General features: G+C 29.5%; 18 protein-coding genes. All 18 read left to right on the top strand.

From position 1 onward, the window contains the following. Window positions 1-34 precede the first annotated feature (34 nt). The 18 genes from gpr to floA all read left to right on the top strand — a co-directional run bounded on the left by gpr (window position 35) and on the right by floA (window position 17,865). Window positions 35-1,009 (top strand): GPR endopeptidase, encoded by a 975-nt coding sequence (gene gpr, locus NSA23_RS12725; RefSeq protein ID WP_042680797.1) that lies wholly within the window; start codon window positions 35-37, stop codon window positions 1,007-1,009. 63 nt (window positions 1,010-1,072) lie between these two features. Next, the gene (spoIIP, locus tag NSA23_RS12720) at window positions 1,073-2,278 is read left to right on the top strand and encodes a stage II sporulation protein P (RefSeq protein ID WP_042680795.1); all 1,206 of its coding nucleotides are present in this window, start codon (window positions 1,073-1,075) and stop codon (window positions 2,276-2,278) included. Between the two features lie 68 nt (window positions 2,279-2,346). Next, window positions 2,347-2,895, top strand: a complete 549-nt coding sequence (lepB, locus tag NSA23_RS12715) for a signal peptidase I (protein WP_050069763.1) — start codon at window positions 2,347-2,349, stop codon at window positions 2,893-2,895. Between the two features lie 43 nt (window positions 2,896-2,938). Further along, window positions 2,939-3,187, top strand: coding sequence for a hypothetical protein (locus tag NSA23_RS12710; protein WP_042680793.1), 249 nt, complete (start codon window positions 2,939-2,941; stop codon window positions 3,185-3,187). An 88-nt stretch (window positions 3,188-3,275) separates the two neighbouring features. Next, complete coding sequence (gene lepA / locus NSA23_RS12705) at window positions 3,276-5,090, top strand: translation elongation factor 4 (RefSeq protein ID WP_042680791.1); 1,815 nt, start codon at window positions 3,276-3,278, stop codon at window positions 5,088-5,090. Window positions 5,091-5,130: 40 nt separating this feature from the next. Continuing rightward, a complete protein-coding gene (gene hemW / locus NSA23_RS12700; protein ID WP_042680790.1) occupies window positions 5,131-6,270 on the top strand; it encodes a radical SAM family heme chaperone HemW in 1,140 nt (379 codons plus the stop codon). 135 nt (window positions 6,271-6,405) lie between these two features. After that, a complete protein-coding gene (hrcA, locus tag NSA23_RS12695) occupies window positions 6,406-7,449 on the top strand; it encodes a heat-inducible transcriptional repressor HrcA (RefSeq protein ID WP_042680788.1) in 1,044 nt (347 codons plus the stop codon). Between the two features lie 101 nt (window positions 7,450-7,550). Further along, window positions 7,551-8,093: a nucleotide exchange factor GrpE gene (gene grpE / locus NSA23_RS12690; RefSeq protein ID WP_042680786.1), complete on the top strand. Its 543-nt coding sequence runs from the start codon at window positions 7,551-7,553 to the stop codon at window positions 8,091-8,093. 31 nt (window positions 8,094-8,124) lie between these two features. Beyond that, window positions 8,125-9,966 carry a molecular chaperone DnaK gene (gene dnaK, locus NSA23_RS12685; protein ID WP_042680784.1) on the top strand — a complete coding sequence of 614 codons (1,842 nt, stop codon included), beginning with the start codon at window positions 8,125-8,127 and terminating at the stop codon, window positions 9,964-9,966. A gap of 67 nt (window positions 9,967-10,033) precedes the next feature. After that, complete coding sequence (gene dnaJ, locus NSA23_RS12680) at window positions 10,034-11,167, top strand: molecular chaperone DnaJ (protein WP_276537076.1); 1,134 nt, start codon at window positions 10,034-10,036, stop codon at window positions 11,165-11,167. A gap of 145 nt (window positions 11,168-11,312) precedes the next feature. Further along, window positions 11,313-12,260: a 50S ribosomal protein L11 methyltransferase gene (gene prmA / locus NSA23_RS12675; RefSeq protein ID WP_042680780.1), complete on the top strand. Its 948-nt coding sequence runs from the start codon at window positions 11,313-11,315 to the stop codon at window positions 12,258-12,260. Between the two features lie 2 nt (window positions 12,261-12,262). Then, window positions 12,263-12,997 (top strand): 16S rRNA (uracil(1498)-N(3))-methyltransferase, encoded by a 735-nt coding sequence (locus NSA23_RS12670; RefSeq protein ID WP_042680778.1) that lies wholly within the window; start codon window positions 12,263-12,265, stop codon window positions 12,995-12,997. Window positions 12,998-13,008: 11 nt separating this feature from the next. Then, entirely contained in the window at window positions 13,009-14,316 is a 1,308-nt protein-coding gene (gene mtaB / locus NSA23_RS12665) for a tRNA (N(6)-L-threonylcarbamoyladenosine(37)-C(2))-methylthiotransferase MtaB (protein ID WP_042680776.1), read from the top strand. 63 nt (window positions 14,317-14,379) lie between these two features. Beyond that, entirely contained in the window at window positions 14,380-14,724 is a 345-nt protein-coding gene (locus tag NSA23_RS12660; RefSeq protein WP_042680774.1) for a histidine triad nucleotide-binding protein, read from the top strand. Between the two features lie 114 nt (window positions 14,725-14,838). Continuing rightward, window positions 14,839-15,021 (top strand): 30S ribosomal protein S21, encoded by a 183-nt coding sequence (rpsU, locus tag NSA23_RS12655; protein ID WP_042680772.1) that lies wholly within the window; start codon window positions 14,839-14,841, stop codon window positions 15,019-15,021. 15 nt (window positions 15,022-15,036) lie between these two features. After that, entirely contained in the window at window positions 15,037-15,480 is a 444-nt protein-coding gene (locus NSA23_RS12650; RefSeq protein WP_042680770.1) for a GatB/YqeY domain-containing protein, read from the top strand. 108 nt (window positions 15,481-15,588) lie between these two features. After that, on the top strand, window positions 15,589-16,872 hold the full coding sequence (locus NSA23_RS12645) for an NfeD family protein (RefSeq protein WP_050069762.1): 1,284 nt from the start codon (window positions 15,589-15,591) through the stop codon (window positions 16,870-16,872). 3 nt (window positions 16,873-16,875) lie between these two features. Then, window positions 16,876-17,865 (top strand): flotillin-like protein FloA, encoded by a 990-nt coding sequence (floA, locus tag NSA23_RS12640; RefSeq protein WP_042680768.1) that lies wholly within the window; start codon window positions 16,876-16,878, stop codon window positions 17,863-17,865. Window positions 17,866-17,885: the final 20 nt, after the last annotated feature.

Raw genomic sequence — 17,885 nt, 5'->3', positions numbered from 1 at the left:
AAATATAATTAGGTTTTAAAGAGGAGGATGAAAAATGTTTCAAATAAGAACAGATTTAGCTATAGAATCTAGGGAACTTTATAAAGAAAAAACTAGTCAAGAAGTGCCAGGAGTTGAAGTAAATAAAGAAGAAAAAGATAATATTAGAATTACAAGAGTAAAAATATTGGATAAAATAGGAGCAGAAAAAATGGGTAAAGCTATAGGAAATTACATAACTATGGAAATACCTAAGCTAAAAAATCCAGATGAGGATTTAAAGGAAGAAGTAAGTATACAGTTAGCAAAGGAACTTAGAGATTTAATAAATAATGATAAAACGACTAAAACTTTAATAGTTGGATTGGGAAATTGGAATGTAACACCAGATGCACTAGGTCCTAAGGTAGTTGAAAGGGTTTTAGTTACAAGACATTTTTTTCTTGCATATAAGAAAGATGAAGATGAAACTATGGCAAATGTATCAGCTTTATCTCCAGGAGTTATGGGACTTACTGGAATAGAAACAGGAGAGATTATAAAAGGAGTTGTAGAAAAAACTAATCCAGATTTAATTATAGCTATAGATGCTCTAGCTTCTAGAAATATGGAGAGAGTTAGTACTACTATACAAATATCTGACACAGGAATAAATCCAGGTAGTGGTGTTGGGAATAAAAGACAAGGTTTAAATGAAGAATATTTAGGTGTTCCTGTGATAGCTATAGGTATTCCTACTGTAGTAGATGCAGCCACTATGGTAAATGACACTATGGATTTAATAATTAATTCTATGAAAAAAGAAGCAAAAATAGGTACTGAGTTTTATTCAATGCTGGAAGCATTGTCAGAAGATGAAAAATATGCTCTAATAAAAGAAGTATTAGAACCTTTTATGCCCAATACAATTGTTACTCCAAAAGAGATTGATGAACTTATAAACAATCTCTCAATAATAATAGCAAATGGATTAAATATATCTCTACATCCAGGAATAGATTTAAAAGATGTGAATAGATATATAAGGTAAGTCCTCAAGGGCTTACCTTATTTTAAATTTTTAAAAAACTTAAAAGCCGAGGAGTGCATTGATATGTGGGTGAAAACTCAAAAGACGAGAGTAGATTATTTAATATTTGCGTTATTATGTATGCTTATATTTTTTGTAGGTTCGACTATAGTTATGAAATTTGTAAAAAATAATAAGAAAAATTTAGCTTATAAAAATTTGGATAATGAAGAAGCAATTGAAGCTTTCAGTCAAGGGAAAGATATACTTAAAAATAAAGAAAAAGTTTTTTCAGCTATACTGTCTAATTCTAATTCTTCAATGGGTTTGCATTTTAAAGAAAATACTAAGAATAAAGAAGATATATCTTTCAATATAAAGGAAAATATTTCACAAATTTTTAATGTAGATGATTATATAAAGTCACAGTTTCCAGCTGCATTTACCTTTTTGGAAAAAGAAAAAGGTATATCTATGAAAGTTATGACAAAAATAGTTAGTAAGGATAAAGAAAAACCAGAAATTTTAGAAGATATTGTATTCATAGATGATATAATGGAAAAAGAAGAAGGAAAACTCCTAGAAGATGATAGTAAATTAAGTAAAAAGGATAAGGAAGGAATACCTGCTGCTGAGGGAATAAAGACTTTTAAAGTTAATAAAGAAGAGCCTTATATAGCAATATATCATACTCATGGAACAGAAGCATATTTGCCTATAAAAGAGAATCAATACCATACTCAAGATAAAAAATATAATGTTTTAACTATTGGAGAAATAATGGCTAATAATTTAGAAAAGAATGGACATAAAGTTTTACATATAGAAACTTTTCATGATATACCTTCTTATAATAAGTCTTATGCAAAATCATTAAATACTATAACTTCTAAAATGGAAGAACAGCAAAATTTAAAGGTAGTATTTGATGTTCATAGGGATGGAGTTTCAGATAATGCTAATTATAAAAATAAAGCTTTTTCTCAATCAAAAGTAAATATAGATGGAAAAGATGTAGCTACATTTTCATTAGTAATAGGACCTGAATCTCCAAATAAGGATGAAGTGCTAAAATTTGCTAAATATATAAAACAAGTTTCTGACAGCTTATATCCAGGTTTATGTAAAGGAATTATTGTGAAGCCTAAGGGAAAGTTTAATCAATTTGTATCAGATCATTCTGCATTGATAGAAGTGGGAAGCAATTTAAATACTATTGAAGAGGCAATGGAATCAGGAAATAAAATTGGAGAAATATTGAGTATAGTTATTGAGAATATTCAGGAATAGTTTTACTTTTTTAAAAAATGAAAAAGTGTTATAATATGATATACTGGATTTAGATTGGAGGTAATTTCATGGACGAAGATAAGAAAATGAAAGTAAAGAGGGAAGTTATGGAGTGGATAAAAAGTATAGTTTTTGCTATTATTGTAGCTGTTTTAATTAAAACCTTTATATTTAATACTACCTATGTTCTAGGAAATTCGATGTATCCTACCCTTCATGAAAGGGATAGACTTTTTACAAATAAAATAACTATGTATTTTTCTAGTCCAGGTAGAGGTGATATAATAGTGCTAAAGGCTCCAGATAATCCAGACAAAGACTATATAAAAAGAGTCATTGGTATAGAAGGGGATATAGTTGAAATTAAAAATGGTAAGGTATATTTAAATGGAAAATTGTTAGAAGAAAAATATATAGACAAAGATGCATATACCCATACCTATGATAAAAACTATTGGAGAGTAGAAAAGGGATATGTATTTGTATTAGGAGATAATAGGGAAGAAGGAGCAAGTAAAGATAGTAGAAGTTTTGGCATTGTTCCTGTAGAGACAATAAAAGGAAAGGCAAATTTTAGATATTATCCTTTCAGTTATAGATTTGGAAAGTTGAAATAGTATAAATTAGGAAAAATTGTTCATAATAATCATGGTGATTATTATGGAAACTAGAATGGAAAGAACAAAACGAAAGAAAAAGGAGAAAAGGAAAAGAATTTTTAAAAGATTAATTTTTTGCAGTTTATTTGTGCTACTTTATCTTGGACTAGTAGTAACGGAGAAATCAATTCAAGAATTGTCTGGTGAAAACAGTGGAAATATATTTTTTACTAAATTAAACAGTGGCGAATTTAATTTTAATTATTTCAAAAATATATTAAAAAAAATCTGTGAAAAATTGATTAAATGACCAGTTAAAACTGGTCATTTAATTTACATATGGTCGTTTTTTTGCTATAATTGTTTAAGATTATTTTCATACTCTAAGGAGGAAAATCATGCATAAAGATAAGCAGAAAAGAATAAGAAATTTTTCTATAGTAGCCCATATAGACCATGGAAAATCTACTTTAGCAGATAGATTAATAGAAAAAACAGGACTTATAACGGCTAGGGAAATTCATGAACAAATGTTGGACAATATGGAATTAGAAAAGGAAAGAGGAATAACAATTAAACTGAAAGCTATAAGGCTTATATATAAAGCTAAAGATGGAGAAGAGTATATTTTAAATCTAATAGATACTCCAGGACATGTGGACTTTAATTATGAAGTTTCTAGAAGTCTTGCAGCCTGTGAAGGTGCAGTTTTAGTTATTGATGCAACTCAGGGAATAGAAGCTCAAACATTAGCTAATGTTTATTTAGCATTAGATCAAGATTTAGAAATAGTTCCTATTATAAATAAAATAGATTTACCTAGTGCAAGGCCAGATGAAGTAAAAAATGAAGTTGAAGATGTAATAGGAATAGATTGCTCAGATGCTCCATTGATTTCAGCAAAAAATGGAATAAATATAGAAGATGTTTTAGAAAAAATAGTTTCAGATGTTCCAGCCCCAACAGGGGATATAGAAGGACCTCTTAAGGCGTTAATATTTGACTCATACTATGATAGTTATAAAGGGGTAGTAGCATATATAAGAGTATTTGAAGGTTCAATAGAGCCTGGTATGGACATAGAAATGATGTCTACTGGAAAAGTATATGAAGTTGTGGAAGTAGGTATTAATGCATCAAAACAAATATCGGTAGATAAATTAGAGGCAGGAGATGTAGGATATGTTACTGCAAGTATGAAGGATGTAAAAGATGCAAGAGTTGGAGATACTATTACAAGTCATAAAAATCCAGCAAATGCACCTCTTCCTGGCTATAAGGAAGTTGTACCCATGGTGTATTGTGGGATATATCCAGCAGAAGGAGAAGACTTTAATTCAGTAAGGGAAGCTTTAGAAAAACTACAGGTAAATGATGCAAGTCTCATATTTGAGCCAGAAACGTCTGTAGCTTTAGGTTTTGGTTTTAGATGTGGTTTTCTAGGGCTTCTTCATATGGAAATTATTCAAGAAAGATTGGAAAGAGAATTCAATTTAAATATTATAGCTACTGCACCAAGTGTAATATATAAAGTTAAAAAAAGTAATGGAGAAATATTGTCTATTCAAAACCCTACTAATCTTCCACCAGAATCAGAAATAGAATATATGGAGGAGCCTATTGTAGAAGCATCCATAATGACACCGTCAGATTATGTAGGTGCAGTAATGGAATTATGTCAAGATAGAAGGGGCACATTTAAGAATATGGAGTATTTAGAAGAAACAAGAGTGGTTATGCACTATGAGCTTCCGCTAAATGAAGTTATATACGATTTTTTTGATGCTTTGAAATCTAAAACAAGAGGATATGCATCTTTAGATTATGATCTAAAAGGATATGCACTATCAGAATTAGTTAAATTAGATATACTAATAAATGAGGAATTAGTAGATGCATTTTCAATTATAGTTCACAAAGACAAGGCTTATGAAAGAGGTAGAAGTATAGCTGAAAAATTAAAAGATGCAATACCAAGACATCAGTTTGCTGTACCTATTCAAGCGGCAATTGGCTCAAAAATAATAGCCAGAGAAACAGTGAGGGCATTAAGAAAAGATGTATTGGCTAAATGTTATGGTGGAGATATAAGTAGAAAGAAAAAGTTATTAGAAAAACAAAAAGAAGGCAAGAAACGAATGAGACAGATAGGAAGTGTAGAAGTACCTCAAGAAGCATTTCTATCTGTATTGAAATATGATGACAAGAAATGATGCACACAGCTTGTGTGCATTATATTTTGGAGGACTAGATATGGAAGAATTAGCGTTATATATTCATATCCCGTTTTGTAAAAGTAAATGTTATTATTGTGATTTCAATTCTTTTGCAAATAAGGACGAAATTATTTCAAAATATATAAAATACTTAATCAGAGAAATAAAATTATACTCAAGTACCATGAAAGATTATTATTTAAAGACTATATTCATTGGAGGAGGTACTCCATCTTTTATAGAAGGAAAATATATTTATGAGATACTAGAAGAAGTATATAAACATTTCAACATAGATAACTTAGAAGAATTGTCTATTGAGATAAATCCAAAAACAATAGATTTAGAAAAATTAAGAATATATAAGGATATAGGAATTAATAGAATAAGTGTAGGAGTTCAATCACTAAATAATAATATTCTTAAAAAAATAGGTAGAATTCACACAACAGAAGATTTTTTAAAAACTTATAAACTTTTAAGAAAGGTCGGATTTTCTAATATAAATGTAGATTTAATATCTGGATTACCAGATCAAACTGTAGAAAGTATCTTATCTAATTTAAAAATTGTAAACAATTTAGAAGTGGAGCATATATCTTTTTATAGTTTGATAATAGAAGAAGGGACTAAATTTTATACTTGGTATAATAAAGGTGAACTAATATTGCCAAATGAAGATGAAGAAAGAGATATGTATCACAAAGGAATTAAATATTTAAAATCTAAGGGTTATCATCATTATGAGATATCTAATTTATCAAAAGAGAAATATGAATGTATGCACAATTTGTTTTATTGGAAGCTAAAACCCTATATAGGTATAGGAATAGGAGCTCATTCTAATATTAGAGGATTAAGATATTGGAATACTGCAGATTTTAACAAGTATTTTGCTTATATAGATAAGGGGAGATTGCCTATAGAGGGAAATGAAACTATAGATAAAACTATGGAAATGGCAGAATATTTAATTTTAGGACTTAGATTAATAGATGGAGTATATAAAAAAGATTTTATCAATAGATTTAATATTTCTGTAGATGAAATATACGGAGAAGTTTTAAATAAACATTCAAATAATGGTCTTTTGACTATAGACGGAGATAATATAAGATTAACTGAGAAAGGCATAGATTTATCCAATCTAATCTTTGTTGATTTGCTTCCAGAATGAAAATAAATTTATAAAACCTATTGACAAAATTTAATAGTAATGGTAACTTTAAAACGTAAGCATTAGCACTCAACAAAGAAGAGTGCTAATAAAACCCTTTATTATAACTAAACCTTATTTAATTGGGGTGGTGAAATGTTAGATGAAAGGAAGTTAAAGGTTCTTAATGCTATAATAAATAGCTATATAATTAGTGCAGAACCTATTGGTTCTAGAACAATTTCTAAGAAATATGATCTTGGAGTTAGTTCAGCAACCATTAGAAATGAAATGTCAGATTTAGAAGATTTAGGTTATTTAAATAAACCTTATACATCTTCTGGGAGAGTTCCCTCAGATAAAGCTTATAGATTATACGTAGATACTTTGATAAATCAAATTAAATCTAAAAACTCATTAAATAATAATATAAGGATAAAAGTAAAGAAACATTTATTGAAAGAAGTAAGAGAAATAGATCAATTGATTCAAAATGCAGCAAAAATACTTTCAGGAATAACAAGTTATACTGCATTAGCTTTAGCACCACAGTTTAAGCAAAGTACTTTGAGACATATTCAACTTATATCTATAGATAACAATAAAGTATTAGTTGTTATAATAAGTGATTCTGGAATGGTTAAAAACACTATTTTTAGAGTAGAAAATAAAGTATCAGAAGAACAATTATCAATCATTTCTAATTTCTTAAATGACAAACTAAAAGGACTTACACTAGAAGAGATGAGTAATGAAATAGATACTGTAGTGTTTAAAGAAATATATGAATTTAAAAATATCATTAAAAATATTATACCTATTATCAATCAATCTATGGAGGAAATGGAAAGTGTAGAACTGTATGCAGATGGTATAACAAATATTTTTAATTTTCCAGAATACAGTGATCTAGCTAAAGCAAAGACTTTCTTATCATTTATAGAAGATAAAGATTCTGTAGCAAATATGATGTTAAATAATACATTTAAAGATTTTGAAATAAGTATAGGAAATGAAAATATTTGCGAAGAAATCAAGGATTGTAGTTTAATCACTGCTACTTATAAATTAAATGGTAAGACTATAGGAAAGATAGGTGTAATAGGCCCTACAAGAATGGACTATATTACGGTAATAAGTGCAGTTAAACTTCTTTCTATAAATTTAAATGAAATAATAGATAGTTTCTTTATGAAATAATAGGGTGTAAGTTTTCTTACACTCTATTTGGAGTTAAGAACTGAAAGTACATGAACAAAATTTTAATTATTAGTGCATAATAGTATGTAAGAGGTGATGAAATGGATATTAAAGAGGACAATCACAAGGAGGTATTAGAAGACGAAATAGAGCATGAAGAAAAAGATAATGAAAAAGATGAAGTAGTAGAAAATGATTATGAAAAAGAGTTAGAAAGTAAAGAAAAAGAAATAAAAGAACTAAATGACGGATATTTAAGGCTTCAAGCTGATTTTATTAACTATAAAAAGAGAATGGAAAAAGAGAGAGAATCAATATATTCTTATGCTTCAGAAGAGATTATTAATTCTCTTTTACCTATAGTTGATAATTTTGAAAGAGCTCTTTCAAGCAGAGAAGACAAAGAAGATGGATTTTATGAAGGAATGGATATGATATATAAACAGCTATTAGAAGTCCTTAAGGATAATGGATTGGAAGAAATAGAAGCCCTTCATTCTGAATTCGATCCTAATTATCATCATGCAGTATTACAAGAAGAATCTGAGGAATATGATGAAGGGGTAGTTATTGAAGTATTCCAAAAAGGATATAAATTGAATGACAAAGTCATAAGACCTAGTATGGTTAAAGTTTCTAAATAAAGCAAAATTCAAAATTAAGGAGGAATTTTACATGGGAAAAATTATAGGAATTGACTTAGGAACTACAAACTCATGCGTTTCTGTGATGGAAGGCGGAGAAGCTACAGTTATACCTAATGCGGAAGGAAATAGAACAACTCCATCTATAGTAGCCTTTACAAAAGATGGTGAAAGATTAGTTGGTGAAACTGCAAAAAGACAAGCGATTACTAACCCAGAAAGGACTATTATGTCTATTAAAAGAGAAATGGGTAGCGATACTAAAATAGAGATTGATGGAAAGAACTATACACCTCAAGATATTTCAGCAATGATTTTACAAAAGATGAAATCAGATGCAGAAAATTATTTAGGAGAAACAATAACAGATGCTGTAATTACTGTTCCAGCATATTTTACAGATGGTCAAAGACAAGCAACTAAAGATGCAGGGAAAATAGCAGGATTAAATGTTAAAAGAATTATAAATGAACCTACAGCTGCATCACTTGCTTATGGCATGGATAAAGAAGAAGCTCAACACAAGATAATGGTATTTGACTTAGGTGGAGGAACTTTTGATGTATCTATACTTGAATTAGGAGATGGAGTATTTGAAGTAATATCCACTAGAGGAAATAATAATTTAGGTGGAGATGATTTTGATCAAAAGTTAATAGATTATATGGCAGAAGAGTTCAAAAAAGAAAATGGTATAGATTTAAGAGATGATAAGATGGCTCTTCAAAGATTGAAAGAAGCAGCAGAAAAGGCTAAAAAAGAACTATCAAGTACTATGACTACAAATGTAAATCTACCATTTGTTACAGCTACACAAAGTGGACCATTACATTTAAATATGGATATTTCTAGAGCTAAATTTGAAGAGTTGACTTCAGATTTAGTTGAAAAAACCCTTGAACCAGTAAGATTAGCATTGAAGGATGCAGATCTGTCACCACAAAGCGTAGATAGAGTTATACTAGTAGGAGGTTCTACAAGAATTCCAGCAGTTCAAGAAGCGGTTAAAAGATTAATAGGAAAAGATCCTCATAAAGGGGTCAATCCTGATGAATCAATAGCTATAGGTGCTGCAATTCAAGCAGGGGTATTAAGTGGAGAAGTAAAGGATTTATTATTGCTTGATGTAACTCCATTATCTTTAGGTATTGAAACTCTTGGAGGAGTATCTACAAAATTAATTGAAAGAAATACTACAATACCTACAAGAAAGAGCCAAGTGTTTTCAACAGCAGAAAACAATCAAACAGCCGTTGACATACATGTACTACAGGGTGAAAGAGAAATGGCTCAAGACAATGTAACTTTAGGTAGATTCCAACTTACAGGTATTCCACCAGCACCAAGAGGAGTACCACAAATAGAAGTTACTTTTGATATAGATGCTAATGGTATAGTTAATGTTTCAGCTAAGGATTTAGGAACTGGAAAAGAACAAAAAATAACTATTACAGCTTCAACAAATTTAACTGATGAAGAAATTGATAAAAAAGTAAAAGAAGCAGAAAAGTTTGCAGAAGAAGATAAGAAGAAAAAAGAAGAAGTAGAAATAAGAAATAATGCAGATACAATGGTATATCAAACAGAAGATATACTAAAGCAAATGGAAGGAAAAATCTCAGATGATGAAAAATCTAAGGTTGAGGAAAAATTAGAAGCATTGAAAAAGTCACTTGAAGGTGATGATATAGAAGATATTAAAAAGAAAAATGAAGAATTGACAAATGAATTCCATACTATATCTCAAAAAATGTATGAACAAGCAGCACAACAACAAGCTAGTCAAGGAGATGCTAATACACAAGGTTCAAATAATAATGATGATGATGTAGTAGATGCAGACTATGAAGTTGTAGATGATGATAACAAATAAATTTAGAAAATCAAAGCTAAATGATATCATTTAGCTTTGATTTTTGATAATATATCCTTAATAGAGTTTGAAAGTTGGTGAAAGATTGTCAAAACAAGATTATTATGAAATTTTAAATTTGTCTAAAGATGCTACAGATGAAGATATAAAAAAAGCTTATAGAAGGTTAGCAAAAAAATATCATCCAGATTTAAATCAAGGAAACAAAGAAGAGGCAGAGCAGAAATTTAAAGAAATAAATGAAGCTTATGAAGTTTTAAGTAATCCAGAAAAGAGATCCAGATATGATAGATTTGGTCATGCAGGAGTAGATGGACAAACTGGAGGATTCAATGGTTTTGGAGATATATTTGATGACATATTTGATATATTTGGAGGGGGATTTTCTTCTTCTTCTTCAAGAAAACCTGGTCCAAGAAGAGGACCAGATATTAGATATGATATTGATTTGGAATTTGAAGAGGCTGTTTTTGGAGTTGAAAAAGAAGTACAAATAAGAAAGGTAGAAAATTGTTCTACTTGTAATGGCAGTGGAGTTAAACCAGGAAGTAGCAAAAGTACTTGTTCTAAATGTAATGGAACAGGAGAAGTAAGATATGCACAAAATACTCCATTTGGACAGTTTGTAAGAGTTGGAACTTGTGATGCTTGTAACGGAACTGGAGAGATTATAAAAGATAAATGCGATACTTGTCATGGAACAGGTAAAGTAAGAAAATCTAATAAGATAAAAGTAAAAATTCCAGCAGGAGTAAACAATGGTTCTATTATATCTCTAAAAGAAGAGGGACATGCAGGAGAAAGAGGAGGACCTTCTGGAGATTTGTATATTTATATAAGAGTAAAACCTCATGAATTCTTTGTGAGAGAGGGAAATAATATATACTGTGAAATTCCAATTACTTTTACTCAAGCGGCACTTGGCACAGATATAGAAATTCCTACATTGGAAGAACCAGTAAAATATCAAATTCCACCAGGCACTCAAACTGGCACTCAATTTAAGCTAAAAAATAAGGGAGTTCCAAATGTAAGAGGATATGGAAAAGGAGATTTTTACTTTAAAGTAAATGTAAAAGTTCCTAAGAAACTTAATGATAAACAAAAAGAACTTCTTAGAGAATTTGCTAAGGAAAGTGGAGAAGATACTACAGAAGTAAAAAAAGGATTTTTTGATAAATTTAAGGATGCTTTTAATTAAATAAGCAATCACTCGTTATTCAGAGTGATTGCTTATTTCAAAATATATGATTATTATTTAGTAAGGTAGACTAGTAGGGCTTTTTTAAAACTAGTTTATAGGGTATAATAGTGGAAGGTTGATTTTTATAAGGATGTGAATTACGGTGAAGTGGATAGAAGTTCAGATTAAAACTACAACAGAAGCAGAAGAAGCAGTATCAAATATATTATATGATTTAGGAGTTGGAGGTCTAGCTATTGAAGATTCAAATGATATATTGGCATTTACTAAAGATGAAAAAAATTGGGATTATATAGACCAAGATCTTTTAAAACAAGATTTTGAAGGTGTCATTATAAAAGGATATTTTCCAGAAAGTGAAGATTTAATAGACAAAATAGAATTAATTAAACAAAGTGTGGAAAAAATACCTAAGTATAATTTAGATAAAGGCCTTGGAGAAGTAACTGTAACGGAGGTATATGAAAAAGATTGGGCTGAATCTTGGAAAAAATACTATAAACCTAAAAAAGTAGGAAAAAAAATAATTATAAAGCCAACTTGGGAAGAGTATGAAGAAAAGAAAGGGGATATTATAATAGAGCTAGATCCTGGAATGGCTTTTGGAACTGGAACTCACGAAACAACATCTATGTGTATCAAAGAATTAGAAAAACATATTAAATCAGAAAATATAGTATTTGATATTGGTTGCGGTAGTGGTATATTAAGCATTGTGGCAGCAAAATTAGGTGCAGGAAAAGTTATAGGAGTAGATTTAGATGAATTACCTGTAAAAGTATCTAAAGAAAATGTAGCTTTAAATAAAGTCGAAAATGTTGTAGATATACGAAGAGGAAATCTACTAGATGTAGTAGAAGAAAAGGCGGATTTAATAGTATCTAATATTATTGCAGAAATAATAGTAGATTTGATTAAAGACTTGAGAAAATATTTGAATAGGGATGGAATATTTATATCTTCAGGTATAATATTGGAAAAAGTACCTTTAGTAGAAAATGCTCTTAAATATGAGGGATTTAATATTTTAAAAATATCTAAAATAAATGACTGGGCTTGTATAGTAGCTCAGCTGGAAATGGATGAATAGATATGAATAGATTTTTTATAGACAAAGAGAATATATCCAAAGAGTATATAACAATTGAAGGAGAAAATATAAAGCATATAAAAAATGTAATAAGACTTAAAGAAGGAGATAAAATAGAAATATCTTCTGAAGGAATTTTATATATATGTAATATATATAGAATTGAAAATAAAAAAGTGATAGCAAAAATCTTACATAGGGAATTTGGAAATCATGAGCCACCCATTTCTATAATTCTATATCAAGGGCTTCCCAAAAGTAGTAAAATGGATTTTATTGTTCAAAAAGCAACAGAAATTGGAGTGAAGGAAATATACCCAATTATAACAAATAGAACTGTTGTAAAAATAGATAACAATAAAAAAGAGAAAAATAAGGTTGATAGATGGAATAAAATATCTGAAGAAGCAGCAAAGCAAAGTAAAAGAGATATTATTCCAAAGGTTAATTCTGTACTTTCTTTTAAAGAAATGATAAATATTCTCAAAGATGAAGAGAATATATTAGTACCCTATGAAAATCAAGAAGGAATAGGTATAAAGGATATTATAAAGAAAATTTCAAACAAAAAAATTCATGTGATAATAGGTCCAGAAGGTGGCTTTGAAGAAGAGGAAATAGAAGAGTTGAAAGATATAGGAAGTAATACAGTTTCTTTAGGACCAAGGATACTTAGGACAGAAACTGCTGGTATAGTTGCTTTATCTATTTTATTATATGAACTTGGAGATATGTAGGAGTGGTAAATATGAAGACAGTAGCTTTTCATACTTTAGGCTGCAAAGTAAATCAGTATGAAACAGAGGCAATGGAAGAATTATTTGAAAAAGAAGGTTATAAAGTAGTAGAGCCTTCAGAAATTGCAGATATCTATGTAATAAATACATGTACAGTTACTAACTTGGGAGATAGAAAATCTAGACAGTTTATAAGAAGATCTAAAAAGCTTAATAAAGATTCTACTATAGCAGTAGTAGGTTGTTATGCACAAGTATCTCCTGATGAAATAGAAAAAATAGAAGGTGTAGATGTCATTATAGGAACTAGTGATAGAGAAAAAATTGTTCAGCTATGTCAAGAAGCTAAAAAAGACAATATAAAAATAAATAAAGTAAGAGATTTTAAAGAGTTAAAGGATTTTGAAGAATTAAAAATAGAAGATATAAAATTTAAAACCAGAGCTTATATGAAAATTCAAGAAGGATGTAATCAATATTGTTCATACTGTATAATACCTTATGCGAGAGGTCCTATAAGAAGTAGATCGTTGGAAAATATAATAAAAGAAGGAAAAAGGCTTTCTCAAGCAGGATTTAAAGAAATAATTCTTACAGGAATACATGTGGCATCTTATGGGAAAGATAGGGGAGATTATACTTTATTAGATGTAATAAAAGAAATAAATAAGATAGATGGAATTGAAAGAATAAGGCTAAGTTCTATAGAACCTACTTTAATAGATGAGAAATTCATGAAAACTGTATCTAATATGCCAAAAGTATGTGATCATTTCCATTTATCTTTACAAAGTGGAAGTGATAGCACTTTAAAGGATATGAATAGAAAGTATACTACTGATGAATATAGAAAGATAGTTTATTTAATAAGAGAATATATGCCTTATGCTGGTATTACAACAGATATTATTGTAGGATTTCCTGGAGAGGGAGATAAAGAATTTCAGGAAACTTATAATTTTGTAAGGGAAATAGAATTTTCTAGAATTCATGTGTTTAAATATTCTCCTAGAATTGGAACTCCTGCAAGTAGATTTAAAAATCAAGTCCATGGAAGTATAAAACATGAAAGAAGTGAAAGGTTAATACATCTTGGTGAAGAGCTAATGATAGAATTCAATAAAAAATTTATAAATAAAAAAATGCCAGTATTATTTGAAGAAGAATCAAAGATAGCTCCAGAATATATGGAAGGATATACTACAAATTATGTAAGAGTAAAGGCCTTAGGAGATTCAAAATTAGAAGGAAAGATAGTACCTGTAAAGATAATAGGAATAGATGGAGAAAATTTAATAGGTGAAATAGAGGAATTTTAATTCTTATGTAGAATATAGTTATTATAACTAATGTGTTTAAATGTGTATTAGGAGGTGAGTGGTATGAGTGATTGTATTTTTTGCAAAATAGTTAATGGAGAAATCCCTTCAGACAAAATATATGAAGATGATAAAGTATTTGTCTTCAATGATATAAGTCCACAATCTCCTGTCCATTTTTTAGTTATTCCTAAGGAACATATTTCTTCTATTAAATATATAGATGAGGAAAGTGTAGATATAATTAATCATATTATATTAGTCATTAACAAGATAGCAAAAGAAAAAGGATTGGATGACAAAGGCTATAGAATAGTGAATAATTGTGGTGAGTTTGGAGGACAAACAGTTGAACATCTCCATTTTCATGTACTAGGCGGAAGACAGTTAATGTGGCCACCAGGCTAAAATTCAGTTGCACAAATATTTTATATAATGTATAATATTTTAGTGCCTAGTTCCGCTTACTGCATATATTTGGGCAATATATATTTTGCAGTAGATGAGGGGAGGGAGAAATAAATGTCAGAAATCAAGGTAGGAGAAAATGAATCATTAGACAATGCACTTAGAAGATTTAAAAGACAATGTGCTCGCTCAGGTGTTCTACAAGAAGCTAGGAAAAGAGAACATTATGAAAAACCTAGTGTAAAACGTAAGAAAAAATCCGAAGCAGCTAGAAGAAAGAAGAAAAGAAGATATTAATAAGAAGGTGTATTTATGTCTCTTAAGAATAAGCTTATGGAAGATATGAAAACTTCCATGAAAAATAAAGATACTTTAAGAAAAAATACTATCACCATGATTAGAGCTAGTATCAAGCAAAAAGAAGTAGATGAAAGAATAGAACTTGACGACAAAGATATTATAGATATAATATCAAAACAACTAAAAGAAAAGAAAAATGTTATTGAAGAATTTGAAAAAGGCGGACGTCAAGATTTAGTAGAACAAACAGAAAAAGAAATTGAAATTTTATTAGAATATTTGCCAGAACAGCTAACAGAAGAAGAAATTGAAGAAATTGTTAAAGAAGTTATTGAAGAAGTAGATGCCAAATCTGTAAAAGATATGGGAATTATAATGAAAAATGTAATGCCAAAAATTAAAGGTAGGGCAGATGGTGGTGTAGTAAATAAAATAGTAAGGAAATACTTAAAATAAACCTAGGTTTAGCACCTAGGTTTTATTTTATAGAAAAAAATTGTAATTGTTGCATATAAATAATATAATATAAACACCACTTAATTTTTTAAAAAAGGAGGTGATTTAATGAAAAATAAAAGACGAATTTTATGTTTTTTAATATTATTTTTATTAGCAAGTTCCATTTCCTACTCAGAAAAAGAAGGAAATGTATATATAATTCCTATAAAGAGTGAAATAAATAAGGCTACATACCATTTTTTACAAAATGCTATTAATGATGCATTAAGTAAAAATCCAAAAGCTATTATATTTGAAATAGATACCTATGGTGGACTTATAAATGAAGCTGAAAAAATTAAAAATCTAATCATGGATATTAAAGTTCCTACTATTTCATTTGTAAATAATAAAGCTGAGTCTGCAGGAGTTCTATTAACTATATCTAGTGAGAAGGTTGTAATGGCAGAAAGTTCTACAATAGGTTCAGCGGAAACTATACCAAATGATGAGAAAACCATGTCTTTATGGCTAAGTTTCTTAAGGGATGTAGCAGAGATAAGAGGAAGAAATCCAGAAATAATTCAAGCCATGGCCGATAGAGATATAGAAATAGATGAGGTGGTTGAAGGTGGAAAACTTTTAAATCTAAATTCTAGAGAAGCTAAAGAACATGGTATATCCGATTTGGTTTCCAATAATTATGATGAAATTTTAGATTATTTTCATATTGAATATTCAGATATAGTGCATGTAGAAGAGGGAGTAGAAGTTAAAATAGCCAAATACTTATCTAATCCATATTTATCAACATTTTTACTTACATTAGGTTTTATCGGATTAGTTATTGAAATATTCACTCCAGGTTTTGGAATTGGAGGAACTTTAAGTATTGTTGCCTTTGCATTATTCTTTGGTGGAAATATACTGGCAGGAAATTCTGGATGGACAGCTTTGATATTATTTATTGCAGGACTTATACTTCTTATAATTGAAGGAATGATTCCAGGTTTTGGTCTTCCTGGAATAAGTGGTATAATTTTAGTTTCTGCTGGAGTTATATTGTCCATGAACACATTTTCCACTGCAATAATATCTTTAAGTATAGCTCTCATAGTTGCATTTTCATTAATTATAATTTTAATGAAATATGGATATAAAAGTCCAGTTCTTAACAAAATAGTATTGTCTACAGAACAGAAAAATGAGAAAGGATATACTAGTGCAAATCCACGCAAAGAGTATTTAAACAAAGAAGGAGTATCTATAACAGAACTAAGACCTAGTGGAGTAGTAGAAATAGAAAGTCAAAGAATAGATGCATTATCAGAAGGCGGATATATAGAAAGAAACAAAAAGGTAAAAGTAGTCAGAGTAGAAGGTTCAAAAATATTTGTAAGGAGGGTATAATATATGACAGGAGGAGCAGCTTTTACAATTGGAATTAGCATATTAATTATTGTATTAGTGATACTTTTTTTCACTTTTGTTCCAGTAGGATTATGGATAACAGCTCATTTTTCAGGCGTTAAAATAGGTATAGGCAATTTAATAGGAATGAGACTTAGAAGGGTAGTTCCATCTAGAATTGTAAATCCTATGATTAAAGCTACTAAAGCAGGACTAGACATAAGTGTAGATGAATTAGAAGCCCACTTTTTAGCTGGTGGTAATGTAAATGTACTGGTTGATGCTCTTATAGCAGCACAACGAGCTGATATACCATTAGAATTTGAAAGAGCAGCAGCTATAGACTTGGCTGGGAGAGATGTTTTAGAGGCAGTTCAAGTTAGTGTAAATCCTAAGGTAATAGAAACACCACAAATTTCAGCAGTAGCAAAGGATGGAATAGAAGTTATAGTTAAGGCAAGAGTTACAGTCAGAGCAAATATAGAAAGATTAGTTGGTGGAGCAGGAGAAGAAACTATTATTGCCAGAGTTGGTGAAGGAATTGTAACTACAGTAGGAAGTTCCGGAAGGCATAAAGATGTATTGGAAAACCCAGATAGTATATCAAAAACTGTACTAGATAAAGGTTTAGATTCAGGAACTGCTTTTGAGATACTTTCTATAGACATAGCAGATGTGGATGTAGGAAGAAATATAGGTGCAAAACTTCAAACTGATCAAGCAGATGCAGATAAGAGAATTGCTCAAGCTAAAGCAGAGGAAAGAAGAGCAATGGCTGTAGCTAGGGAACAAGAAATGATTGCAGAAGTTCAAGCGATGAAAGCAAAGGTAGTAGAAGCAGAAGCAGAAGTACCATTAGCAATATCCAAATCATTGAAGGATGGAAATATGGGATTTATGGATTATTATAATATGAAAAACTTATTGGCAGATACTGAAATGAGATCATCTATATCCCAAATGGGTGAAGATGGTGGAAAGATTGAAGAATAATTCTATCTTAGGGATGTGTT

The sequence above is a fragment of the Anaerosalibacter massiliensis genome, assembly GCF_024623155.1.
Classification (GTDB): Bacteria; Bacillota; Clostridia; order Tissierellales; family Sporanaerobacteraceae; genus Anaerosalibacter; species Anaerosalibacter massiliensis.
Note: the sequence above shows the minus strand (reverse complement) of the source record. Positions and strands in the feature narration are given on the sequence as shown.

Bases quoted from the DNA above. Each gene is read 5' to 3' on its own strand.
- lepA (WP_042680791.1), top strand. From the start codon at position 3,276: ATGCATAAAGATAAGCAGAAAAGAATAAGAAATTTTTCTATAGTAGCC.
- lepB (WP_050069763.1), top strand. From the start codon at position 2,347: ATGGACGAAGATAAGAAAATGAAAGTAAAGAGGGAAGTTATGGAGTGG.
- rpsU (WP_042680772.1), top strand. From the start codon at position 14,839: ATGTCAGAAATCAAGGTAGGAGAAAATGAATCATTAGACAATGCACTT.
- mtaB (WP_042680776.1), top strand. From the start codon at position 13,009: ATGAAGACAGTAGCTTTTCATACTTTAGGCTGCAAAGTAAATCAGTAT.
- NSA23_RS12645 (WP_050069762.1), top strand. From the start codon at position 15,589: ATGAAAAATAAAAGACGAATTTTATGTTTTTTAATATTATTTTTATTA.
- floA (WP_042680768.1), top strand. From the start codon at position 16,876: ATGACAGGAGGAGCAGCTTTTACAATTGGAATTAGCATATTAATTATT.
- NSA23_RS12670 (WP_042680778.1), top strand. From the start codon at position 12,263: ATGAATAGATTTTTTATAGACAAAGAGAATATATCCAAAGAGTATATA.
- dnaK (WP_042680784.1), top strand. From the start codon at position 8,125: ATGGGAAAAATTATAGGAATTGACTTAGGAACTACAAACTCATGCGTT.
- NSA23_RS12660 (WP_042680774.1), top strand. From the start codon at position 14,380: ATGAGTGATTGTATTTTTTGCAAAATAGTTAATGGAGAAATCCCTTCA.
- NSA23_RS12650 (WP_042680770.1), top strand. From the start codon at position 15,037: ATGTCTCTTAAGAATAAGCTTATGGAAGATATGAAAACTTCCATGAAA.
- grpE (WP_042680786.1), top strand. From the start codon at position 7,551: ATGGATATTAAAGAGGACAATCACAAGGAGGTATTAGAAGACGAAATA.
- hemW (WP_042680790.1), top strand. From the start codon at position 5,131: ATGGAAGAATTAGCGTTATATATTCATATCCCGTTTTGTAAAAGTAAA.
- gpr (WP_042680797.1), top strand. From the start codon at position 35: ATGTTTCAAATAAGAACAGATTTAGCTATAGAATCTAGGGAACTTTAT.
- hrcA (WP_042680788.1), top strand. From the start codon at position 6,406: ATGTTAGATGAAAGGAAGTTAAAGGTTCTTAATGCTATAATAAATAGC.
- NSA23_RS12710 (WP_042680793.1), top strand. From the start codon at position 2,939: ATGGAAACTAGAATGGAAAGAACAAAACGAAAGAAAAAGGAGAAAAGG.
- spoIIP (WP_042680795.1), top strand. From the start codon at position 1,073: ATGTGGGTGAAAACTCAAAAGACGAGAGTAGATTATTTAATATTTGCG.